Raw genomic sequence first — 21,700 nt, forward strand, 5'->3', positions numbered from 1 at the left:
GAGATGGCGACCTGCCCGAACGGTCACCCGTCAGGAGCCGAGGACTGGTGCGAGGTGTGCGGCATCCGCATGCCCGGCGCCGTCCCGCCGCCGGCCGCCCAGGTCCCGCCGCCGGGCCCGGGGGGCTACGGCTACCCCGGTCCCCCCGTCGGCGAGCCCACCCAGGCCGCGGAGCCCTGCCCGTCGTGCGGCACGCCCCGCGAGGGACAGGCCCAGTTCTGCGAGGAGTGCCGGTACAACTTCGTCACCCAGAGCGCCCAGCCGTACGTGCCGCCGACGATGGCCTCCGGCTTCTCGCAGGGCTTCCACCCGCAGCACCCGCAGGGGCTGACGTACCAGCCCTCCGGCCCCTCGCAGGTCCACCGCGGCCCCGAGCCGCTCGGCCCGGACACGGGCGCGGCGCAGGCACCACCGCCACCGCCGCCGCCCCCGCCGCCTGGCCCGGGGCACGGGGTGCCGCCGCAGGCGCCGCCGGCGCAGCCGGCGCAGCCGGCGCAGCCGGACCCGCGGATGGGCGGCGACTTCGTGATCACGCCGCCCAGCACGGCGCAGCCGCCGCCGCAGCACGGGCAGCAGTTCCCCGGCCAGGGGCCGCCGCCGCAGCCGGTGGGCTGGGTGGCGGTCGTGGTGCCGGACCGGGAGTACTTCGCGGCGATGATGTCGCGCAGCGGGCCCGACGCGCAGGGGCTGAACCTGCCGGCGTACTCGCCGGAGCAGAAGGTGCCGCTCATCGGCCCGCAGATCGCGATCGGCCGCAAGCGCCAGTCGACGGGTGAGGTGCCGGACATCGATCTCGCCAGACCGCCGGAGGACCCGGGCGTCTCCCACAAGCACGCGGTGCTCGTGGAGCAGCCGGAGGGCGGCTGGGCGGTCGTCGACCAGAACAGCACCAACGGCACGACGGTCAACGGCGCGGCCGACCCGATCCAGCCCTTCGTCCCGGTGCCGCTCAGGGAGGGCGACCGGGTGCACGTCGGCGCGTGGACGACGATCCGCATCGAGCGGGGCTAGCCGCCCGCCGCCTGTACGACCGCACCACCCGCAGGACCGCACCACCCCGCACCACCCGGCCGACCCGGTGCCGAAACGTTCCGAGCCGGCCCGCCGCAGCGATGTCGTACGGACCCCATCCCGTACGCCACCGCCGCCCCCGCGCCACCCCGCCTCGACGACGAGGCGCCCTCAGCGGCTGATCGCCCGGTCGCTGGCCGCGCCGTGCGGTACGAGGTCGAGCTGCACCCGGTGCGTACCCACCCGGGTCGCGGAGCCCCCGGCGCCCGCCTCCACCACCCCGAGCCGCAGCGAGAGCCGTCCCTCCCCCGTGCGGTGCAGCTCCACGGCGAACTCCAGGCTCACCTTGTCCACCCGGAACCGCCAGTCGCTCCGCTCCCCCTCCCGCTCCGCCCTGGCCAACTCCCGCCGCACCTCGGCGATCGCGTCCGCCAGCCCGACCAACTCGCCGTCCTGCGCCTCGCGTGCCATCAGCGAACCCCCTTCACCCCATGACTATGCGTCATTAAGCCGTCCCAGAGTGTAGAGGGGGACCCGCCGGGAGCGTTATCGTCAGCCGGCATGGGGGATCGGGCTGCCGCGGAGGGCAACGGCTGGCGGCTGCGGCTGCGGGCCGGCGCGAGGATCCTGGGCGCGGGCATCCTCGTCGCCCGGGACCGGGCCCTGACCTCGGCACACGCCCTGGACCGCACCGACGGCGAGCTGACCGTCGACTACGTCGACTACCGGGGCACCGTCGAGCCCAGCCGCGCCCGCCCGCTGCCGGGTTGCGTCAAGCCGTGCGGCACCGAGCCCGCCGACGGCGACGTCGCGCTGCTGTCCCTCGACCCGCCCCGCGCGGGGGTGCGGCCGGCACCGCTGCGCCGCAACCTCCACTACACGGGCGCGAAGGTGCGCATCGGCGGCTTCCCCGCCAGGGGCGACGAGGGGTTATGGGTACGGGCCGAGGTCGACGGCCCGTACGGCGCCTGGTGGCAGCTCACCCCGGAGAACCCGGCGATGGTCCTCGAAGCGGGCTTCAGCGGCGCGGGGGTCGCGAGCGCCCAGCTGGACCAGGTCTCGCCGGAGCCGCCGCCGGAGGTCCTCGGCATGGTCGTCAGCCGGTTCTACGACGACGGGCAGGTGCCGCGGTTCGAGAAGCGGCACGGGCACATGATCCCGCTGGACCGGATCGCGGAGCTGCTGCCTGAGGTCGACCGGCTCATCGGCGGACCCGCACCGCGCGACGCCGCGCTGTCAGCCGTCGTACCGGCCCGCCCCGGCACGACGGTGGACGCCGGGCTCGCCGCGCGGCTGGCCGGCTGGGCCGCGGGCGCCGGCCCGCCGGTGCTGCTCGTCACCGCCCCCGAGGGCTCCGCGCACGACCTCGCGTTCACCGCCGCCCTCGGCCGCGTCGACATCGCCCTGGACGCCGCCGGGAGCACCGCCGCGGACCTCGCGTACGCGCTGGGCGAGCGGCTGCGGCTGCCCGAGCCGTACGGCAGCGCCTGCACGGCCTGGCTGCGCGGCAGCGGCCCGCGGCCCGCCCTGCGCGACTCCGGCCGCCGGCTCGACCTGCCGGTCAGGGCCGCGGTGGCCGGCGTCGACCGGTCGGCGGAGCCGGCGGCGGCGCTGGACGTGCTGGCGCAACTCGTCGCGCTGGGCGTCCGGCCGCTGATCGTGCTGCGCGAGCCCGGGGGGCCGGTCCTGCGGGCCGCGGAGCGGCGGGTGGAGTGCCCGGCGCTGCGCACGTACGCCCGCGGGCTGGTCCGCAGGGTGATCGCCCTGGAGCGCGGCCGGCCCGGCCCGCGGGTGGCCAACGGCCGCAACGCCGCGCTGACCGCGCACGACTGCGCCCGCGACCCGGTCGAGGCGCTGCGCGGCCTGGCCGACCGGCTGCACGCGGACATCGCCCGTCTGGAGGGCCCCTCATGAGCGACGCGGACCCGGCCGGCGTACGGCCCCGCTGCCCGCACCGGCTGTTCTCCGGCGCCGACTGCGCCGGCGAACTGCTGCCCGCCGGCTACTGCACGGGCTGCGGCCGGCACCGCGACGCACCGCCGCTGCCCGAGCCGGACGGCGGCCCGGCGCAGCCGCTGGTGCTGCCGGAGCTGCCCGCGGAGGACGCGTACGACTCCGTGATCCCGGAGAGCGCACCGCTGGCGTACGGCAAGCACTGCGGCAACAAGGCGTGCGGCGCGCTGCTCGCGCCGCCGCTGGTGGAGCCGCCCGTGCCCAACGAGGGCCACTGCCCGGCCTGCGGGCACCGCTACTCGTTCGTGCCGCGGCTGCGCGACGGCGACATGCTCGGCCAGTACCGGGTGCTGGGCTGCCTGGCCCACGGCGGCCAGGGCTGGGTCCACCTCGCCGAGAACACCCGCCTCGAAGACACCCAGGTCGCGGTGAAGGAGCTGCTGAACCGGCACGACAAGCGGCTGGCCGAGCTGGCCGAGAGCGAGCGCCGCTACCTCATCGCGCTCGACCACCCCGACATCGTGCGGATCCTCGACTACCTGCGCGAGGAGCGGGGCGGCACCGAGCAGCCGATGAACTACATCGTCATGGAGTACGTCGGCAGCAACACCCTGGAGAAGATCGTCACGGAGGTGCGGCGCGGCCGGCGCGGGCTCGACATAGAGGAGGTCATCACCTACGGCTGCCGGATCCTCGACGCGCTCGGCCACCTGCACCGGCGTACGGAGCCGATCGGGCCGCTGGCGTACTGCGACATGAAGCCGTCCAACGTCGTCCACCACCGGGACGGCCTGAAGGTCATCGACCTCGGCGGCGTCCGCCGCATCGGCGAGCGCACCGCGCCCGCGCTCACCGAGGGCTTCGCCGCCCCCGAGATCGACCGCACCGGGCCGACCGTCGCGCACGACCTGCACACCGTCGGCCGCACGCTCCAGGAGCTGGCCCGCTTCGCCGCCACCCGCGACATCCCCGGCACGGGCATCACCTCCTTCCGGTACGTCGTGGAGTGCGCCACGGCGCCGGAGCCGGGCGACCGGTTCGCCTCCGCCGCCGAGATGAGCGAGCAGCTGCGCGGCGTGCTGCGGGAGATCCGGGCGCTGCGCAACAAGCCCGACCGGCCGGAGCCGTCGGCCCTGTTCATGCCGACGCGGCTGCTGCTCGACGCCGGTCTCGGCCAGTTGCCGCCGCTGCGCAGGCTGGTGGAGCGCCGGGCGCCGCGGCGGAGCGCGCGGCAGGTGTCGGAGCCGCTGGACACCCGGCCGCCGGAGGCGGGCGACGTGGCGGCGGCGCTGCCGGTGCCGCACCCGCACGCGGAGGACGGCCAGCGCGGGCTGTTCGGGCTGTCGTCGACCCACCCGGGCAAGAAGCTGCACCAGCCGGCGGGCGAGCCGTCCGCGGAGATCTGCTTCCACAACGTACGGCTGCATCTGCGCAGGTGGCCGGCGCTCGCGCGGGCGCGGGCGGCGGCGGACGCGGAGTTGGCGAGAGCCAGGAGGAAGGCGAAGGCCAAGGGGAAGGGGAAGGCCGACGCCCGGCCGGCGGAGGCGCGGGCGGCGGCGGCCGAGGCGGCGGCGGAGGGCGAGCTGGCCGCCGCGGCGGCCGAGTTGGCCGCGGCACGGGAGATCCTGGCCGGCAGCCCGCACCGGGCCTGGCAGCTCGACTGGTACGAGGGGCTGGTCGACCTGGTACGGGCGCAGGCCGCCGCGGCCGTCGCCCCGGAGGGTGAACCCGGGACGGGCGACGCGGTGTCACCCGAAGTGGCGGCGCTGAGCCGGGCGTACGGCCACTACGAGAGGGTCTACCGGCGGCTGCCCGGCGAGTACGCGCCGAAGCTGGCGCTCGGCTACTGCGCCGAGCGGCTGGCCGCCGCCGGCCCCGCCGCGGCGGCCGGCGGGCGCGCCCCGGAGGAGCTGCGCCGCATCGCGACCGACCACTACCGCACCGTCTGGTACCGCAACCGGATGCAGGGCAACGGGGCGTTCGGCCTGGCGCGGCTCGCGCTGGCCCGCGGCAGCCGGCAGGAGGCGGTGGACGTGCTGGACAACATGCCGATGGACTCCCCCGACCACGGCGCCGCGTGGATCGCGACCCTGCGCGTCTCCTCCGCGCGGCTGGGCCCCGGCGACGGGACGCTGCCGCCGCTCGGCGAGATCGGCAGGGCCCGCGACCGGCTCGCCGCCGCCGCGGACGACGGCAGCGCGGCACCGCGGCATCTGGCACAGGAGCACGGGCTGCTGCTGGAGGCGGAGTTCCTGGAGTGGGCGCTCGACCTGGTCACGGGGTCCGGAGCGGCACAGGAGGACGCGGACTTCCCGTACGGCCGGCTCTTCGGCGAGCCGTACCGCCCGCGCGTCGGCGAACGCCGCCTGCCCCACGCCCTGCCGACCCGGGCGGCCGCCGCCCGCGACACCCCCGAGCGGAAGATCCGGCTGCTGCTCGCCGCCTGCTACCGGAAGCTCTCCCGGCACTGCCGGGACGACGACCGCGCGAAGCTCGTCGAGCTGCACAACGCGGTCCGCCCGCCCACCGTCAGCTGACCGCCCGCGCCGCCCGGCCGCCTGCCCGGCCCCGCGCACCTACTGCCCGACCGCCCACTGGAGGCGAGACCCGATGGACACGCTGCGGTTCGGCGTCACCCTCGCGGACGCCGCGGAGGCGCGGCACCGGCTGCGCGCCGACGTCGCCGCGCACACCGTCGACAGCACCGTGGAGATCACCGCGGAGACCGCGGGCGGCCCGGCCCCCGCGGCCGCCGACACGGGCGTCATCGTGGCCCTCGACTTCGCGCCGGAGCGGCTCGCGGAGACCCGCCGCGCGGTGGCCGCAGCGATCACGGCGCTGCCCGACGGCACGGCGTTCGCCGTGCTGCACGGCGGGGGCGCGCCGCGCATCTGCTACCCGTACGACGCCAGCGAGGTCTGGGCGTACGCGGACGGCATCAGCCGCAACACGGCGCGGTTCGAGGCGGAGCGGCTGCTGCCCGCCGGCGGCGCGGGCAGCGCGGGCGGCGGCACCGGCGGCTACGCGGCGTGGCTCGACGCCGCCCGCGCGCACGTCGCCCGCGAGCCGCGCCGCATCGCCCACCTGCTCATGGTCACCGACGGCCGCGGCCACGACGACGGCCGTCTCGACGCCGCGATCGACGCCTGCACCGACACGTTGACGTGCGACGTCATCGGCGTCGGCGGCGACTGGGAGCCGGCGCTGCCGGCCCGGATCGCGACCCGGCTGCACGGCAGGGCGGAGCTGGCGGAGGGCGCGGAGCCGCTGGCCGCGCGGCTCGCGGACATCGCCGGGCGGCTGCGGGCGACGCGGGTGCCCGCGGTGCGGGTCGAGGTGCGGCTGCGTACCGGTGTCGCGCTGCGGTCCTTCCGCGAAGCCGCCCCGGTCAGCCGGGAGTTGCGGCCCGACCCGCGGCCCGCGGGCGCGGACCCGTGGCGGTACGTGTTCACCACCCGGCTGTGGGACGCCGGCGTCCGCCGCTACATCCTGTCCGTCGAGGCCCGCCCGGACGGCGATCCGGCGGCCGGGCGGGACGCCGACCCGCTCGACACCGACCTGCTGCTGGCCCAGGTCGCGCTGGAGCCGGGGCTCGCGGCGGCGCCGGAGGCGGCCGCGGCGGCGGTGCGGGTGCGCTGGTCGTACGAGGCGGCCCCGGGCGGGGTGCGGGCCCGCGGCGCGAGCATGACGTACCGGCTGCGCGACCGGCTGGCCGACGCCTTCAACGCGGGCTGCACCGCCATCTCCCGGCGCGACCTGCGCACGGCGGAGGCGATGCTCGGCGAGGCGGCGCGGCTCGCGTACGAGCTGCAGGACCGGGACTTCCTCGACCACGACCTCGACCGCGTCGCCGAGGTGCTCGACGCGCGCAACGGCGTCGTACGGGTACGGACCGGCGCCACGGTCGACCGCACGGCGCTGCTGCGCAGCCGGCTGTCGCGCGGGCAGCACCGGCCGCTGGACCTCCCCGCGGCGGCGCCGGCCGGCGTCCCCTGCCCCGACCCGGCCTGCACCCGGCTCTCCACCGCCGCGGCCGGCTTCTGCGTCGCCTGCGGCACCCGCCTCGCGCCCGCCGGGAGCCCGCGGTGAGAGCGCGGCTGCGGCGCCTCGCCCGCGCGCTGCTGTTCCCGGAGACCGTCAAGTACCGGCTGCTGCGCCTGCTGACGGCGGTGCTCGTGCTCGGCGCGGTCGGCAGCACCGCGCTGCTCGTGTCGTACGACAAGGTGCACCGGGTGCCCGCGGAGCTGCAGGCCCGCTCGGTGCCCGCGGTCCAGGACGCGGTCGCGTTCCGCACGGCGCTGCTGGCGGCGGATGAGCAGGCGCACCAGTCGTACGTGAACGGCCTGATGGACACCGTCGGCCCCGGCGAGCGCTACCGGCAGCAGAGCGGCGCCGCCGACCAGGCGCTGTCGCGGCTCTCCGACCGGCAGATCGAGGGCGACGACGGCCGCCGGGTCGTCGAGGTGCTGAACGTGCTGCACAAGGCGTACCAGGACGCGGTGTACGAGGCCGCCTACTACCGCGGCGCGGAGAACCGGCCGATGCGGGAGCAGAAGCTGCGCGAGGCCGAGGTGGTGCTCGGGCGGGATCTGACGGGCATCGTGCCGCGCCTCACCGAGCTGCAGCGGGACCAGCTCGCGAGCATCGAGGACGAGACGGACGTGAGCGCCGCGGAGAAGGCCGGCTGGATCGCCGCCGAGTCGGCGCTGCTGCTGCTGGCGCTCGTGCTGGTGCTGGCCTGGCGGGTGCTGTGGCGGTCCTGCGGGCGGCTGTTCAGCGGCTGGCTGGCCGTCGCGCTCGTGCTCGTCGGCGTCCTCGGCGCGGTGCCCCTGGCGGCGACGTACGACACCCAGGAGAAGTTGGACGCGGTGCACACCGCCCTGGTGCGCGTCGACCGCACCGAGGAGCAGAACCGCATCGACGACGGCGCCGCGACGGTGCGCGACACCATCGCGTCCACCTCCGCGGCGGCCCGCGCCCTGCCGTGGGTGGCCGCGGGCTGCGGCGTGGCCGTCGTCTGCGCCGCGGGCGGGCTGCTGTGGCGGCTGTACGACGACTACGGGAGGGACTGACCGTGATCCGGATGTCCCGGCTGCGCCGGGTGCTCGCGGCGGCCGCCGCGGGGGCCGTGCTCGCCGGCTGCGTCGGCGGGCAGCCGCCGGTCGACGAGACGGCGGACCGCCCGGTCACCGTGCTCGGGCCGTGGACGGGCACGCAGGAGGACACGTTCGAGGAGCTGCTGGCGGGCGAGGGCTTCGACTACGTCTACCAGGGCACCGCCGCCCAGCGCGAGGTGCTGCTCTCCCAGGTGCTGGCCGGCACCCCGCCCGACATCGTGATCATGCCGAACACCGGCGAGCTGGCGGAGTACGCCGCCGAGGGCCTTCTGGAGCCGCTCGACGGGCGCGGGCTCTACGAGCCGGACCAGTACGACGCCCCGTGGACGCCGCGGGCCACCGGGGAGTCCGGCGAGCATGTGTACTGGGTGCCGGTGCGGGCCGCGCTGAAGAGCATCGTCTGGTACCGGGCGGCCAACGGCAGGCCGGAGTTCGTCGGGGCCCGGGAGTGGTGCATGGGCATGGGCGACGACGGCGCCGCCGGCTGGCCGGGCAGCGACTGGATCGAGGACCTGGTGCTCCAGACCGCCGGGGCGCGCACCTACGCACGCTGGGCGCGCGGCGAACTGGAGTGGACGGCGGAGCCCCTCGTACGGGCCTGGACCGCGTGGGGCGAGCTGATGAAGTCGGACGGCACAGGACCGGCGCGCTGGGCGCTGCTCAACGACTACCGGGGCGCCGCGGGCGAGGAGGGGCTGCTGTTCGGCGGGCGGGTGGAGACCGAGGAGCGGTGTGTGGCGGAGCACCAGGGCTCGTTCGCCCGCGACCTGTACGGGGAGGCGGCCGGCCGGGCGGACTACGCGCCCTCCACCGCGTACCTGCCGGGTGCGACGGTGCCGCGCGGGCGGGAGGTGAGCGGCGACTTCGCGGCGCTCTTCGACGACCGGGCCAAGGCGCGGGAGGTGTTCCGGTTCCTCGCCTCCCGGGACGGGCAGCGGGTCTGGGCCGCGTCCTCGGAGTCCCCGGTGTACAGCGCCAACTCCGCGCGGGGCATGCCGCGTCCGGAGGACGCGGTGACGCAGCGGATCGTCCGCGACCTGGAGGACACTGCGCTGCCGCGCTGCCTGGACGCCTCCGACGTGATGCCGCCGGCGGTGCGCGACGCCTTTTACAACGCGGCGCTGCAGTACCTCGCGGCGGACGGCCTGGACCCGCTGCCGTGGCTGCGCAGCATCCAGAAGGTGCAGGAGTTCGAGAAGCGGCGGCCGTGGATGACAGGCATCTGCGGCTGATCCGCCGCCCGGTACGGGCCCGGCCGCACGGCCCGTACCGGCCGCGCACAGCCCGCGCGGGCCCGCATCCGGCCGGTGCACGGCCCGCGAACTGCATGAACGGCGCCCCGCCCCTCCCGAGGCCCGCACTCCGCCATTAGGGTCGGCCCCATGGCCACCGCGATCTCCGTCCAGGACCTGCGCAAGCGCTACGGCGACGTGCACGCGGTCGACGGCGTCAGCTTCGAGGTCCGCGAGGGCGAGTTCTTCGGGCTGCTGGGGCCGAACGGCGCCGGCAAGACCACCACCCTGGAGATGGTCGAGGGCCTGCGCCGCCCCGACGAGGGCCGCGCGGTGCTGCTCGGCGAGCCGTCCTGGCCGCGCAACCCGGCGCTGCTGCGGCGCATGGGCGTCCAGCTCCAGGCGTCGGCGTTCTTCGAGAAGCTGACCGCCCGCGAGCAGATCCGCACCTTCGCCTCCCTCTACGGCATCGGCGACGAGCGCGCCGACGCGATGCTCGCCGAGGTCGGCCTCACCGAGAAGGCCGGCACCCGCGAGGACAAGCTCTCCGGCGGCCAGGCGCAGCGGCTCTCCATCGCCTGCGCGCTGGTGCACGACCCCGAACTGGTCTTCCTCGACGAGCCGACCACCGGCCTCGACCCGCAGGCCCGGCGCAACCTGTGGGACCTGCTGCGCGGCATCAACGCGGCGGGCCGCACGGTCGTGCTGACCACGCACTACATGGACGAGGCCGAGGTGCTCTGCGACCGCGTCGCGGTGATGGACGCGGGCCGCATCCTGCGCATCGGGGCGCCCGCCGAGCTGGCCGCGGAGCTGGAAGCGGACTCGCTGGAGGACGTGTTCCTGCAGCTGACCGGGCGGGAGTACCGCGAGTGAAGCCGTTCGTCAGCCTGTCGAAAGCCATGGCGCTGGGGCTGCTGCGCGACCGTGCCTCCGTGTTCTTCATCCTGATCTTCCCGCTGATGTTCCTCGCCCTGTTCGGCGCGCTCTTCAAGGACGCGGGCGTCTCCCGCGCCACGGTGGTGCAGGTCGGCGCCGTCGAGGTCTTCGACGACCTGCCGGCGAAGGCGCGGGCCGGCCTCGACGACGTCCTGGAGATCGAGAAGTCCGGGGACCGGGCCGAGGCGCTGGAGAAGGTCCGCGACGGCGACGCCGACGCCGCCGTGTGGGAGGAGCCCGGCGGCAAGGTCCAGATGCGCGTCTCGGCCGCCGACCCGGTGCAGGCGGGCAGCGTCGGCGGGGTCCTCAGGTCCGTCGTGGACCAGGCCAGCATCGCGGCGACCGGGCAGGAGCCCGCGTACACGCTGACCGGCGGGCAGGTCGAGGACGAGTCGCTGAAGGCCATCCAGTACTTCACCCCCGGGCTGCTGGGCTGGGCGGTGGCGATGGGCGGGGTGTTCAGCGCCGCGCTCGGGCTGGTCAGCTGGCGCAAGAAGCGCATCCTGCGGCGGCTGTGGCTGGCGCCGGTGCGCGCCGGTCCGGTGATCTCCGCGCGCCTGGGCGTGAACATGCTGCTGGCCTTCGGCCAGACCGCCATCTTCCTGCTGGTGGCCACCATCCCGTACTACGGGCTGAAGCTGGACGGCGACTGGTGGCTGGTGATCCCGCTGGTGGCCTGCGGCAGCGTGGCGTTCATGTCGATGGGCTTCGCGATCGGCGCGTGGGCGAAGACCGAGGACGCCGCCAACGGGCTGGCGCAGATCGTCGTGCTGCCGATGGCGTTCCTGTCCGGCTCGTTCTTCCCGCTCGACGAGGCGCCGCCGTGGGTGCGGACGATCTCCGAGGTGCTGCCGCTGAAGCACCTGGTGCAGGCGATGCAGGACGTGCTCACGCGCGGCGGGAGCTGGTCGGACGCGCTGCCGGTGATGGGCGGGCTGCTGCTGACGGCGGCGGTGTTCACGGCGCTGGCGCACCGGCTGTTCCGCTGGGACGCCTCGTAGCGGGCGGGCGGTGGGCATCTGGTACGGGCCGAGGGCGGCTCAGTCCTCGGGCGTGGCGGTTCCGGCGGGCAGTTGAGAGTCGACTCCTTCGAGTCCGCATGTCACGATACGAAAGCCTTCGTCCCAGTCGTCGGAATTGGCCCAGCCGAAGACGTCCTGCTGCTGGGTGCGCACCCACTCCTGTTCGAACCGGCTGGCGCAGATCGCGTACATGCTCACGTTCTCGTAGGGAACCTCTTCGGACACCTTGACATGCCCGATGACCTGCTGGTCGTGCGGCTGGGTACAGTCCGCCAAGATGATGTCGTCGTCCTCGTCGTTGACGCAGTCCCCGACGCTCAGTTGCGAGATGTAGAGGGAGGAACCCTCCTCCCGGCGTTCGCCCAGATTCCCACCGGTGAGGATGCCGCGTTGGAAGACCAGGCACGCTGCCTCGGCCTGTGTGGCGGAACCGCGCTCGTCATCAGGTCGCAGGACGGTCAGGACGGGGTCGGCCAGACTTCCGCGCAGTTCAGCGGTTCGCTTGTGGCACTCCTGGCGCACGGACATCTCGCCGTCCTCGGCGTCGGCGTCGGCGTCCGGAACGGTGGCGACGACCTGGCCTGCCGGGGTGGGGCTCGATTCCGTCTCCACACAGTCCACGGTCACCACATCGGTCAGAACCGTGTAGTCCTCGTTGTGGGTGCCGACGATGACGCAGTCCCCCGCCTCAAGTGGCTTCCGCAACCCGACGTCGGTGCCGTAGAGCACCCCGGCCTGGGTGCCGGCTTCGCCGGTGCCGGCCTGACCGGTACTGCCGGTCCGCTGCACCGAAGAGTCCGGCCGGTCGGTGCTCCTCTCGTCGTCGCTCAGGGCCACGGCGGTCAACGCGATGGCGCTCGACGCGACCGCGCCGGCAATCCCCCACGCAAGAATCCTGGGGGACCGGTGAGGGAGGCTCTTCCGGGTCGGGCTCCCGTCAGAACCGCCGGATGGGGCCGCCGCGGCGCGTGCGGCCGCTTCGACAGCGGCGAGTTCGGTGATGGCGGTGTGCAGGGTGGGGCGGTGTCCGGGCTCTTTCGCCAGCAGGGCCACGATGATGTCGGCCAGCGGGCCGCAGGCATGCGGGGGCCGGGGAGGTACTTCGGTGAGTGGCGCGACGAATGTGGCGGTGCTGTCGCCGTCGCCGTCGTCGCGGTGAAAAGGAGGGTGTCCCTCCGAAGCGCAGTAGAGCGTGGCCCCGAGGGAGAACAGGTCGGAAGCCGGTGGTTCCGCGCCATGGACGCGCTCCGGTGCCATGTAACCGGGAGTGCCGATCACACCGTTGGTCATCCGGGTCTGCCCGGAACCCGCATAGAGGGAGATCCCGTAGTCGGCCAGCATCACCCGTCCGTACCGGTTCCCGGAGTGATCCGGGGCCAGGAGGATGTTGGCGGGCTTCACATCGCGGTGCACGATGCCCAGAGAGTGTCCGGTGCTCAAAGCCTTCAGCACGGCGATACCGACGCGGGCGATGTCCGCATCGCACAGCCTGCCCTGGTCATTCACAACGGCCCGCAGGTCACTCGCGCCGGTGACGTACTCCATGACGATCCACGGCAGCCCGTCCTGCTCCACGATGTCCACGACGTTCACCACGTGCGGATGGCCGCGTAACTGCGCGGCGTTGCGAGCCTCTGCCCGAGCCCGTGAGATGCGCTGTGCGCGGGTGCCCTCGCCCAGGTCACTCGACACGTCGATCTGCTTGATCGCGACCTGGATTCCGAGGTTCTCGTCCTGGGCCAGCCATACGCTGCCCATTCCGCCGGCTCCGAGCAGACGGAGCAACCGATACCGCCCCACCAGCGACCCACTCAACTCCGTCACTGCCGTTCTCCGTTTCACGCCCGACCGTCGACCAAGCCCTTCAATCTCGCCACTCGACCGGGCCTCCCGCAACCACACCGACCGGCTGTTGCCCTTCCGGTACAACCGCCGTGCGGTTCCGCCGGCCTGCCGGGACGTACGGACCCCGGCTCCGGCCTCCCGCTGGCACGAACTCGCGGTAGCAGCGGCCCTGGCCCAACGCCTGTTCCGCTGGGACGCGACGTAGCGCGTACGCGGGCGGGCCGGAGGCGGGCAGCGCCGCTCTCCCGGCTTGAGTACCCGTACTCAGGACCGACGTGACGAAGGTGGGCGACGCTGGGGGCCCCGGGCCCGGGCCCGCCTGACTCCCGCGAACGGAGCGCCACGTGTTACCGAAATCGATCGCCGCATTGGTCGGGTGTACCGGCCTCGGGACGGGGGTGGCGTGGGTCGGCGTCAGTCTCTCGGATGCCGCCGGCGCATACGAGCGCGAAGAATGCGGAGACTCCCCCACCCTGTGCCTCACCGGTGCCGAGCCGGCCGCCGCGGTCGGCTGGTTCCTCCTCGCGGTGTTCGCATTCGCCCTGCTCATCGGCGTGATCGTCCGCGAACGACGCCAATGGCTGTACGGCCGGGCTTCTCGTCGGGTCCGCTTCCGTCCTTGTGCCTCTGTGGCTCGAAGAACGTCTGGGCGACGGGGTGGGCCCCGCCTCGGGGGTCGGCACGTCGGCCATCTTCTGGGCGGGTTCCGCGATGGTGCCCGGAGCGCTCGGATACCTGCTCACCCGGAGGGCGGCCGCTGACGCCGAGGGCGTAGCGCGTGAACGTCACCGGTCCCCCACTCCCGAGAGGGGCGGGCCTCCGCCGCCCCCTCCGACCGAAGCCGAGGCCGCTCACGCCGAGTCAGAGCAACCCCCGAAAGACCCGCGGCAACGCGCCACGCATCGACGCTCTACGCACGACCAGGGCCTTACGACGTGACCCGGCGGGGGCGACGCGCTCGCCCTCTCCGGCCGCGGGCTGTTCCTGGTCGGAGAACTCGCGGATCGGTGGGGCGCGGTCCGAAGGCTCGCGGGCACCAGCGTATGGGCACGACTGGCGATCCCCGTGACCGCGGCGAAGGCGGCGTACGAGCCGTCGGACGGCATGCCCTCGGGCAGCAGCGGACCGTGAGTTCCGCGAGGCCCTGCACCGGGCCGCGATCGGCGGCCCGCCTCGATCCGCTCACGACGAAGAGACGAGGGAACAACAATGACCAACGGAGACACGACGAGGGGCCCGGCCGAGGAACCGTCCGCGTCGGTCCACGTCACGAGCTTCACCTACGCGCACGGTCCGGTCCCCGTCGCGGACATCACCCTCGACCTGCGTCGGTTCGGCGACTCCCTGGATCTGGAGCCCGGCGACCTCACCGGCATCCCCGTCTGCGACACCTGCTCCCCCCTGCCGCCGGAGGCGGACGGTCTTCCGGAGCTGATCGAGGGGATCGTCCCCTTGGTACGTGCGCTCCGGAGCGGGCCGGGTGACGGGCCGGTCACCGTGGCCGTGGGAGGCGCGGAGGGCCGTCTGGCCGCGACCGTCGCGGCCGCGATGCACCGGCGGATGGGCCATCGCAGCCGCGTGACGGCCACAGGTCCTACGACTTCGGTCCTCGGCCGGGCGGGATGAGACGATGGGAACGATGACAGACATTCCAGTGGGACCGCCGCCGCCAGGGACGTTCTACGAGCAGGTGGGCGGCGAGGAGACGTTCCGCCGCCTCGTCCACCGGTTCTACGAGGGCGTGGCGGACGATCCGCTGCTGCGCCCGATGTACCCCGAGGAGGACCTCGGCCCGGCGGAGGAGCGGCTGCGGCTGTTCCTCATGCAGTACTGGGGCGGCCCGCGCACGTACAGCGAGGAGCGCGGCCACCCGCGGCTGCGCATGCGGCACGCGCCGTTCGCGGTGGACCGCGCGGCGCACGACGCCTGGCTGCGCCACATGCGCACGGCGGTGGACGAGTTGGAGCTGCCCCCGGCGCAGGAGAAGCAGCTCTGGGACTACCTCGTGTACGCGGCGGCGTCGATGGTCAACACCCCCGGCTGACCGGCGGATTCCGTTCCGTACCGGGCGGGTCGGGACCGGTCACGATCAGGTCAAGTTCCGCCGCCACTCGCTACCGCGTGCGAACGCACTCTGACAGCATCCAGACAATTCGACGGTGGTGTCAGGGGGATGCGTGACGGGGTTCGTTCTGCTGCGGGCACGTGCCCACCGGCTGCTCCTCGCCGCTGCCCTCCTCGCCGTACTGCTCACCACCGCCGTACTGGCCACGCTCGCCGCCTTCTCCGGCACCGTCGGCGACGCCGCGCTGCGCCGCACGCTGGCGGGTGACGCGGCGGCCGACGCGGCGCTGACGCTGGAGGTCCCGTACCTGTCGGGCGGGGACCGCGCGGCGGCGGGCAAGGCGGTCGAGGCCAACGCGCGCGACGCCTTCGCCGGGCTGCCGGTACGGGTGCAGAGCCTGGACCGCTCCGGCCCCTACGAACTGCCGCGCCGGCTCCAACCGCCGGCGGCGCGGGCCGGTGAGGACCCGGACCTGACGCATCTGGGGGCGCTGGAGCGCTCGGAGGTCACGCTGGCGGCGGGCCGCTGGCCGGGGGCGGCGGACAGGGCCCCCGACTCCGGCGGCGCCGCGGACTCCGCGGACTCCGGCGGCTCCGCGGACGGCCCGGACGCCCGCGCCGTGCAGATCGCCGTGCCGCAGATCGCCGCCGACCGGCTCGGCCTCGCCCCCGGCGACACCCTCACCCTCGCCGGCCGCGGCGACGACGACCCCCCGCTGCCCGTCGAGATCACCGGCGTCTACCGCCCCCTCGACCGCGACGCCCCCTACTGGCTCGCCGACGAACTCCGCGGCAAGGGCGTCCAGCAGGGCGGCTACACCACGTACGGCCCGCTCCTCGCCGACCCCGGCTCGTTCGCCTCCGGCCGGGTGGCGCAGGCCGCCGGCGCCTGGGTGCTGCGCGCCGACTTCGACGAGATGACCGCCGGCCGCTCGGACGCCCTGCGCACCTCGGTGAAGAAGGCGACCGGCGCGCTGGCGGACGAGCCGGTCTTCGACGGCCGCGCGGTGGCCGCCACCCGGCTCCCGCAGCTCCTCGACGGCACCGAACGCGCCCTGCTCGTCAGCCGGTCGACGCTGCTGATCGTCGCCCTCCAGCTCGTGCTGCTCGCCGGGTACGCGCTGATGCTCGTCGCCCGCCTGCTCGGCGCGGAGCGCCGCGGCGAGACGGACCTGCTGCGCGCCCGCGGCGGCTCGCGCCGGCGCATCGGCGTGCTGACCGCGGCCGAGTCGATGCTCCTGGCGCTGCCCGCGGCGATCGCCGCGCCGCTGCTCGCCGGGCCGCTGATCCGGCTGCTGGCCTCGCGCGGCCCGCTGGAGCAGGCCGGGCTCACCCCGGACTCCACGGCGGGCAGGGGCACCTGGCTCGTCGCCGCCGCCTGTGCGCTGGGCTGCGCCGCGGCCGTCGTCGCGCCGTCGCTGCTGCGCGGCGGCGGCGCCGACGGGGTGCTGTCCGCGGGCCGTACGGTACGGGCCAAGCCGCTGCCCGCGCCGCTGCGCGCGGGCGCCGACGGGGCGCTGCTTGTGGTGGCGGGCGTGGCGTACTGGCAGCTCGACCGGCAGACCTCCGGCAGCGGCACGCTCAGCGGCGACCGCTCCGGCACGCTGGGCATCGACCCGGTGCTGGTCGCGGCGCCCGCGCTGGCGCTGCTGGCCGGCACCGTACTGACGCTGCGCCTCCTGCCGCCCGTCGCCCGGCTCGCGGAGCGCCGCGCGGTGGCGGGCCGGGGCCTGCCCTCGGCGCTGGCCGGCTGGCAGTTGAGCCGCCGCCCGCTGCGGGGCGCGGGTCCCGTGCTGCTGCTGGTGCTGGCGGTGGCGATCGGCATGCTGGCGCTGGCCCAGGGCGCCTCGTGGGACCGCTCGCAGCGCGACCAGGCGGACTTCCACGCGGGCACGGACGTACGGGTCCTGGCCAGCCGGGTTCCCGAGCTGGGCCAGGGCGGCATGATGGAACGCGTCCCGGGGGTCGCCGCTGCGGCCCCGGCGGCCCGCTGGGGCATGAGCCTGTCGGGCGGCGAGTCGGCGGAGGTGCTGGCCCTGGACACGGGCCGGGCGGCGGCGGGCCTGCGCCTGCGGCCGGACCTGGCGGAGGGCGCGGACGGTGCGGAACTGCTGCGCGGGCAGGCCGCGGAGGGCGGCTCCGGGAAGGACGCGGCGACGGCCGCGGGGAAGGCCGCCGGCGGGCTCGAACTGCCCGGCGCACCCGGGGAGTTGCGGCTCGTGGCGCGGCTCGGCGCCGACGGGGGCGGGGGCGCCGCGGTGACCGTGCTCGTCGAGGACCGGTACGGGGCCGCGTACGAACTGCCCGCAGGCGACCTCCCCGCGGACGGCCGCACGCACACGCTCACCGCCGATGTCGCCGCCGCCGCGGGCGCCCCCGACGGCCGCCCCGCCGGGCCGCTGCGGCTCACGGGGCTCCGGCTCGTACACCCGCAGCCCGCGGACGGCGCGGAGCGCCGGCTCGACGTCGAGCGCGTCGAGGTCGCCAAGCCCCTCGGCGGCAAGGGCGAGGACACCGGTGCCCGGGACGTGCCCCTGCCCGACGGGTTCAAGTGGCACGCCCGCGCGGTCTCCGAGCCCGAGGCGCTGCACGACGAGATCCCCGCCTCGGTCGTCGACCGGCCCCGCGCCACCGGCGGCTCCGCGCTCTCGCTGCGCTACGACACCGGCGACCAGTACTACGACGACTGGAGCGGCCCGCCGCTGGTCACCCTCACGGTCACCGCCGCGCGCGGCGCGACCCCGGAGGCGACCGCGCTGGCCACCGACAGGATGCTGCGCTCCACCGGGTCGAAGGTCGGCGACACCATCAGCGTCCCCGTGCCCGGCGGCAGCCTGTCCGTGAAGATCACCGGCGCGCTGCGGGAGCTGCCGACCACCGGCCCGGGATCCCCGGCCGCCACCGCCGAGCCGTCGCGCGCCAAGTTCGGCGGGGCGCTCCTCATCGACCTGCCCACCGCCAACCGCGTGCTGGGCCAGCGCGGCCTGGCCACGCTGGTGCCCACCGAGTGGTGGCTGACGACCCGGCCGGGCGAGACCGGCACCGCCGTCACCGCGCTGCGCGACCGCGCCGACACCGACCCCGGCAACGTCCTCGTACGCGACGAGCTCGCCGGCGAACTCGGCAGCGACCCCCTCGGCGCCGGCCCGCAGGCCGCGCTCGCCGCCACCGCCGTCGCAGCGGCGGTGCTGGCGGCGCTCGGCTTCGCCGTCAGCGCGGCGGCGTCCGTACGCGAACGCACCCGCGAGTTCGCCGTGCTGCGCGCGCTCGGCGCCCCGCAGCGGCAGTTGGCGCGCACGTTCGCCGTCGAGCAGAGCGTGCTCATCACGCTCGCGCTGGCCGCCGGGTCGCTGCTCGGCTGGGTGCTGGCCCGCGCCGTCATCCCGCTCATCACCCTCACCGGCCGGGCCGCGCAGCCGGTGCCGCCGGTGGCGGTGGAGCTGCCGGCGGGGTCCGTGGTGGTCCTGCTGGCGGCGGTCGCGGCGGTTCCCGTCCTCGTCACCGTGCTCGTCGCGCTGCGCCGCGGCGACCCGGCGACGGCACTGCGCCTGGGAGGCGAGTGACATGCCGCCCGTACGGACCGCGCCACGGCCGGCCGGCCAGACACCGGGAGGTCGGTGACATGCCCCCCGCACAGGACCCGCGGGAGACCCCGGAAGAACCGGAGACCCCGGAGCGCCCGGACCCGGCGGACGCGTCCGGCGCCCCCGCCGGGCCGAAGGCCCCCGGTGCCGCGCCCTGGGTGCGGACCCGGCTGAAGGCCGCGCCCGGCGGCGCGGTCGCCCTCGCGCTGCTCGTGCTCGTGACCGCGTTCCTCGCCGCCGCGTTCCCGCGCGGCGTCGACACCTTCGAGGACCGGGAGGCCCGCCGGCTGGTCGAGGACGCCTCGGCCGCCGACCGCAACGTGTCGCTCACCGCGCAGGCGGACCCCGAGGTGACGTTCGAGGACCAGGCGGAGTCGATGTCCGCGACGGCGGTCCGGGCGTTCGTGAAGCCGTTGCTCGAGGAGTTCCGCGACCCGCTGCGGGCGGCGCGGGACCAGGTCTCGTACGGCGTGCGGACCGAGCCCGTGCTCGTCACCGACGACCCGTGGCTGCCGAAGACGGACGGGCAGCGGCCCGAGGTGCAGCTCGACGCGCGCGCCGGTGTCGAGGAGCACGCCCGCGTCGTCGACGGGCGGCTGCCGGAGCCCACGGAGTTCGCGCCCGCCGGCGGCGGAGATGTCGTCCTCCAGGCCGCCGTCTCCGCCGCCACCGCCGACAAGCTGAGCCTGCGCGTCGGCTCCCGCGTCCACCTCCCGCAGGCCGAGGGCACGGTCGTCGTCCACGTCACCGGCATCGTCGAGCCGAAGGCGCCGAAGAGCGACTACTGGTCCGTCGACCCGCTCCTGCGCACCCCCGAGCTGCGCCAGCGGCCCGCCACGCTCGAACCACAGCGCTACTGGGCCGCCGCCTTCCTCCTCCACCCCGACAGCGCCCCCGCGCTCTACGCCGCGACGCAGGCGTTCGGCACGTCCTTCGAGAACGCCGGGACCTCCCCGTACTGGAACGTGCCCGTGGCCGGCGGCGCGCTGCGCGGCCGGGACGTGCCCGCGGTGCTCGACGCCCTGTCGGCCCTCCAGGAAGGCCCCGGCTTCGAGCGGCTCGCCATGCGGACCGGCGCCGGGCTCGACATCTCCTCCGGCGTCAGCGGGCTGCTCGGGAGCTACCGCGGCGTGCGCGAGGCCGTCACGCCCGTCGTGGCCGTCGCCGCCTTCGGCGTCGGCGCCGTCGCCGCCGTGGTGCTGGGCATGAGCGGCGGCCTCGCGCTTTCCCGGCGCCGCGCCGAACTGGCGCTGCTCCGCTCCCGCGGCGGCTCCCTGCGGGGCATCGCCGTACGCCTCCTCGCCGAGAACGCCGCCGCCGTCCTGCCCGCCGCCGCGGCCGGCTACGGCCTCGCCGTCCTGCTGCTGCCCGGCGGGCGGCACGGGCCCGCGCTGCTCGCGGCGGGCGCGACGGCCGCGCTGGCGCTCTGCGCGCTGCCGGCGCTCGCGGTCGCCGCCGTCCGCCGGCCCAGGGCCCCGGTACGCAGCGACCTCATCCGGGCGCGGCCCTCGCGGCAGCGGCTGGTGGCGGAGCTGACCGCGGTGGTGCTGGCGCTGGGCTCCCTGGTGGCGCTGCGCCGCAGGGGCGCCGCGGACGGCGGCGCCGACGCGCTGGTCAGCGCGGCGCCGGTGCTCGTCGGGGTGGTCGCCGCGGCCGTGTTCGTACGCCTCTATCCGCTGCCGCTGCGGCTGGCCGCCCGCCCGGCCTCCTGGGCGCGCGGGGCGATCGGCTTCCTGTCGCTGGCCCGCGCCGGGCGCGCCCCCGCGGCGTCCGCGCTGCCGCTGCTGGCGCTGCTCGTGGCGCTGACCACCGCCTCCTTCGGCGGCTCCGTACTCGCCGGGGTGGCCGACGCGCGCACGACGGCCTCGCTGCACACCGTCGGCGGCGACGCCCGCCTCACCTCGGCTGCGCCGCTGCCCGACGGGATCGCCGAGAAGGCGGGCGAGATCGACGGCGTACGGCATGTGGCCTCCGTCAGCACCGAGAGCGGACTGCAGGTCATCGGGCTGAGCGGCGAGGTGACGCTGCTGACCGTCGACGCCGGCGCGTACGCGCGGCTCAGCGCCGACCTCGGCCTCGGCCCCTTCGACGCCGGGCTGCTGCGGGACGAGGACGGCGGCAAGGCGCTGCCCGCACTCGTCTCCCCCGCCGTCGCCGACCTGATCGGCGACGGCACCCTCGGACTGCAGTCGTCCCGGGGCCGGATCACGGCAGAGGTCGCGGCGGTACGGCGGTTGACCCCGGCGCTGACGGGCGGGCAGTTCGCTGTGCTGGACGCCGAGAGCGTGGCGCGGCACCTGCCCGGCACCGAGGCGGTGCCCGAGGCGCTCCCCGACACTCTGCTGCTGGCCGGCGGCGGCCTGGACCGGGCTGCTCTGCGCACCCTGGCCCGCGACTCCGCGCCCGCCGCCGCCCTGCAACTGCGCGGCGACGTGACGGACGAACTCGCCGCCTCGGAACTCCAGCGCGGCGCGGAGCGGCTCTACGCCGTCGCCGCCGTCGCCGCCACCGGCTACGCCCTGCTCGCCGTCCTGCTGTCGCTGCTGCGGGCCGCGCCCGAGCGCGTCGCGCTGCTGGCGCGGCTGCGCACGATGGGCTTCAGCCGGCGGCACGGGCGGCGGCTGCTGGTGCTGGAGGCGATGCCGCAGCTGGTGGCGGCCGGCCTGGTCGGGGCGCTGGCGGGGCTGGTCACCGTACGGCTGCTGGGCCCCGGCATCGACCTGACCGCGCTCGCGCTCGGCGAGGAGAGCCCCGACCTGCTCGGCCCCGGCGGCGCGGAGCTGCGCGCGGACCCGCTGGCGCTGGCGCTGCCGTCGGTGGCGGTGCCGGGGCTGGCGCTGGCGGCGGTGCTGATGCAGGCGTGGTGGGGCGGCAGAAGGCGGGCCGTACGGGAACTGCGGGCAGGGGACGGGGAGTGAGATGGCCCAGACGCG

14 protein-coding genes are annotated in these 21,700 nt (G+C 75.7%); 12 read left to right on the plus strand and 2 right to left on the minus strand.

Features of this window, described 5'->3' with window-relative positions:
- Positions 1 to 3: 3 nt before the first annotated feature.
- Complete coding sequence (locus tag LG396_RS10090) at positions 4 to 1,011, plus strand: FHA domain-containing protein (RefSeq protein WP_225794456.1); 1,008 nt, start codon at positions 4 to 6, stop codon at positions 1,009 to 1,011.
- Between the two features lie 171 nt (positions 1,012 to 1,182).
- Here the strand turns inward: LG396_RS10090 and LG396_RS10095 are convergent, their stop codons facing one another.
- Complete coding sequence (locus LG396_RS10095) at positions 1,183 to 1,482, minus strand: trypco2 family protein (RefSeq protein ID WP_225794457.1); 300 nt, start codon at positions 1,480 to 1,482, stop codon at positions 1,183 to 1,185.
- 90 nt (positions 1,483 to 1,572) lie between these two features.
- On the opposite strand from LG396_RS10095, the gene LG396_RS10100 reads away from it, so the two are divergent.
- The 7 genes from LG396_RS10100 to LG396_RS10130 all read left to right on the plus strand — a co-directional run bounded on the left by LG396_RS10100 (position 1,573) and on the right by LG396_RS10130 (position 11,253).
- Positions 1,573 to 2,925 carry a trypsin-like peptidase domain-containing protein gene (locus tag LG396_RS10100; protein WP_225794458.1) on the plus strand — a complete coding sequence of 451 codons (1,353 nt, stop codon included), beginning with the start codon at positions 1,573 to 1,575 and terminating at the stop codon, positions 2,923 to 2,925.
- On the plus strand, positions 2,922 to 5,501 hold the full coding sequence (locus LG396_RS10105) for a tetratricopeptide repeat protein (RefSeq protein ID WP_225794459.1): 2,580 nt from the start codon (positions 2,922 to 2,924) through the stop codon (positions 5,499 to 5,501). Before LG396_RS10100 ends, LG396_RS10105 begins: the two co-directional genes overlap by 4 nt.
- A 73-nt stretch (positions 5,502 to 5,574) precedes the next feature.
- A complete protein-coding gene (locus LG396_RS10110; protein ID WP_130456037.1) occupies positions 5,575 to 7,053 on the plus strand; it encodes a vWA domain-containing protein in 1,479 nt (492 codons plus the stop codon).
- Positions 7,050 to 8,036, plus strand: a complete 987-nt coding sequence (locus tag LG396_RS10115) for a GlnX family signal transduction membrane protein (RefSeq protein WP_145897349.1) — start codon at positions 7,050 to 7,052, stop codon at positions 8,034 to 8,036. The genes LG396_RS10110 and LG396_RS10115 overlap by 4 nt, the downstream gene beginning before the upstream one ends.
- A 2-nt stretch (positions 8,037 to 8,038) precedes the next feature.
- Positions 8,039 to 9,313: an extracellular solute-binding protein gene (locus LG396_RS10120; RefSeq protein WP_372483481.1), complete on the plus strand. Its 1,275-nt coding sequence runs from the start codon at positions 8,039 to 8,041 to the stop codon at positions 9,311 to 9,313.
- Between the two features lie 150 nt (positions 9,314 to 9,463).
- Positions 9,464 to 10,189, plus strand: a complete 726-nt coding sequence (locus tag LG396_RS10125) for an ABC transporter ATP-binding protein (protein WP_225794460.1) — start codon at positions 9,464 to 9,466, stop codon at positions 10,187 to 10,189.
- On the plus strand, positions 10,186 to 11,253 hold the full coding sequence (locus LG396_RS10130) for an ABC transporter permease (RefSeq protein WP_225794461.1): 1,068 nt from the start codon (positions 10,186 to 10,188) through the stop codon (positions 11,251 to 11,253). The genes LG396_RS10125 and LG396_RS10130 overlap by 4 nt, the downstream gene beginning before the upstream one ends.
- 39 nt (positions 11,254 to 11,292) lie before the next feature.
- On the opposite strand, the gene LG396_RS10135 is transcribed toward LG396_RS10130, so the two are convergent.
- Entirely contained in the window at positions 11,293 to 13,116 is a 1,824-nt protein-coding gene (locus LG396_RS10135) for a serine/threonine-protein kinase (RefSeq protein WP_308190083.1), read from the minus strand.
- A gap of 1,212 nt (positions 13,117 to 14,328) precedes the next feature.
- Between LG396_RS10135 and LG396_RS10140 the strand changes: the two genes are divergently transcribed.
- The 4 genes from LG396_RS10140 to LG396_RS10155 all read left to right on the plus strand — a co-directional run bounded on the left by LG396_RS10140 (position 14,329) and on the right by LG396_RS10155 (position 21,685).
- Positions 14,329 to 14,745 (plus strand): hypothetical protein, encoded by a 417-nt coding sequence (locus tag LG396_RS10140; RefSeq protein ID WP_225794463.1) that lies wholly within the window; start codon positions 14,329 to 14,331, stop codon positions 14,743 to 14,745.
- A 13-nt stretch (positions 14,746 to 14,758) separates the two neighbouring features.
- The gene (locus tag LG396_RS10145; RefSeq protein ID WP_037752727.1) at positions 14,759 to 15,163 is read left to right on the plus strand and encodes a globin; all 405 of its coding nucleotides are present in this window, start codon (positions 14,759 to 14,761) and stop codon (positions 15,161 to 15,163) included.
- Positions 15,164 to 15,296: 133 nt separating this feature from the next.
- The gene (locus tag LG396_RS10150) at positions 15,297 to 18,746 is read left to right on the plus strand and encodes an ABC transporter permease (protein ID WP_225794464.1); all 3,450 of its coding nucleotides are present in this window, start codon (positions 15,297 to 15,299) and stop codon (positions 18,744 to 18,746) included.
- A 59-nt stretch (positions 18,747 to 18,805) separates the two neighbouring features.
- Positions 18,806 to 21,685: a hypothetical protein gene (locus LG396_RS10155; RefSeq protein ID WP_225794465.1), complete on the plus strand. Its 2,880-nt coding sequence runs from the start codon at positions 18,806 to 18,808 to the stop codon at positions 21,683 to 21,685.
- Positions 21,686 to 21,700 lie beyond the last annotated feature (15 nt).

The sequence above is a fragment of the Streptomyces aculeolatus genome, assembly GCF_020400605.1.
Taxonomy (GTDB): domain Bacteria; phylum Actinomycetota; class Actinomycetes; order Streptomycetales; family Streptomycetaceae; genus Streptomyces; species Streptomyces aculeolatus.

Coding starts and splice junctions, on each gene's coding strand:
- LG396_RS10125 (WP_225794460.1), top strand. CDS start 9,464: ATGGCCACCGCGATCTCCGTCCAGGACCTGCGCAAGCGCTACGGCGAC.
- LG396_RS10145 (WP_037752727.1), top strand. CDS start 14,759: ATGACAGACATTCCAGTGGGACCGCCGCCGCCAGGGACGTTCTACGAG.
- LG396_RS10095 (WP_225794457.1), bottom strand. CDS start 1,482: ATGGCACGCGAGGCGCAGGACGGCGAGTTGGTCGGGCTGGCGGACGCG.
- LG396_RS10105 (WP_225794459.1), top strand. CDS start 2,922: ATGAGCGACGCGGACCCGGCCGGCGTACGGCCCCGCTGCCCGCACCGG.
- LG396_RS10155 (WP_225794465.1), top strand. CDS start 18,806: ATGCCCCCCGCACAGGACCCGCGGGAGACCCCGGAAGAACCGGAGACC.
- LG396_RS10140 (WP_225794463.1), top strand. CDS start 14,329: ATGACCAACGGAGACACGACGAGGGGCCCGGCCGAGGAACCGTCCGCG.
- LG396_RS10100 (WP_225794458.1), top strand. CDS start 1,573: ATGGGGGATCGGGCTGCCGCGGAGGGCAACGGCTGGCGGCTGCGGCTG.
- LG396_RS10090 (WP_225794456.1), top strand. CDS start 4: ATGGCGACCTGCCCGAACGGTCACCCGTCAGGAGCCGAGGACTGGTGC.
- LG396_RS10110 (WP_130456037.1), top strand. CDS start 5,575: ATGGACACGCTGCGGTTCGGCGTCACCCTCGCGGACGCCGCGGAGGCG.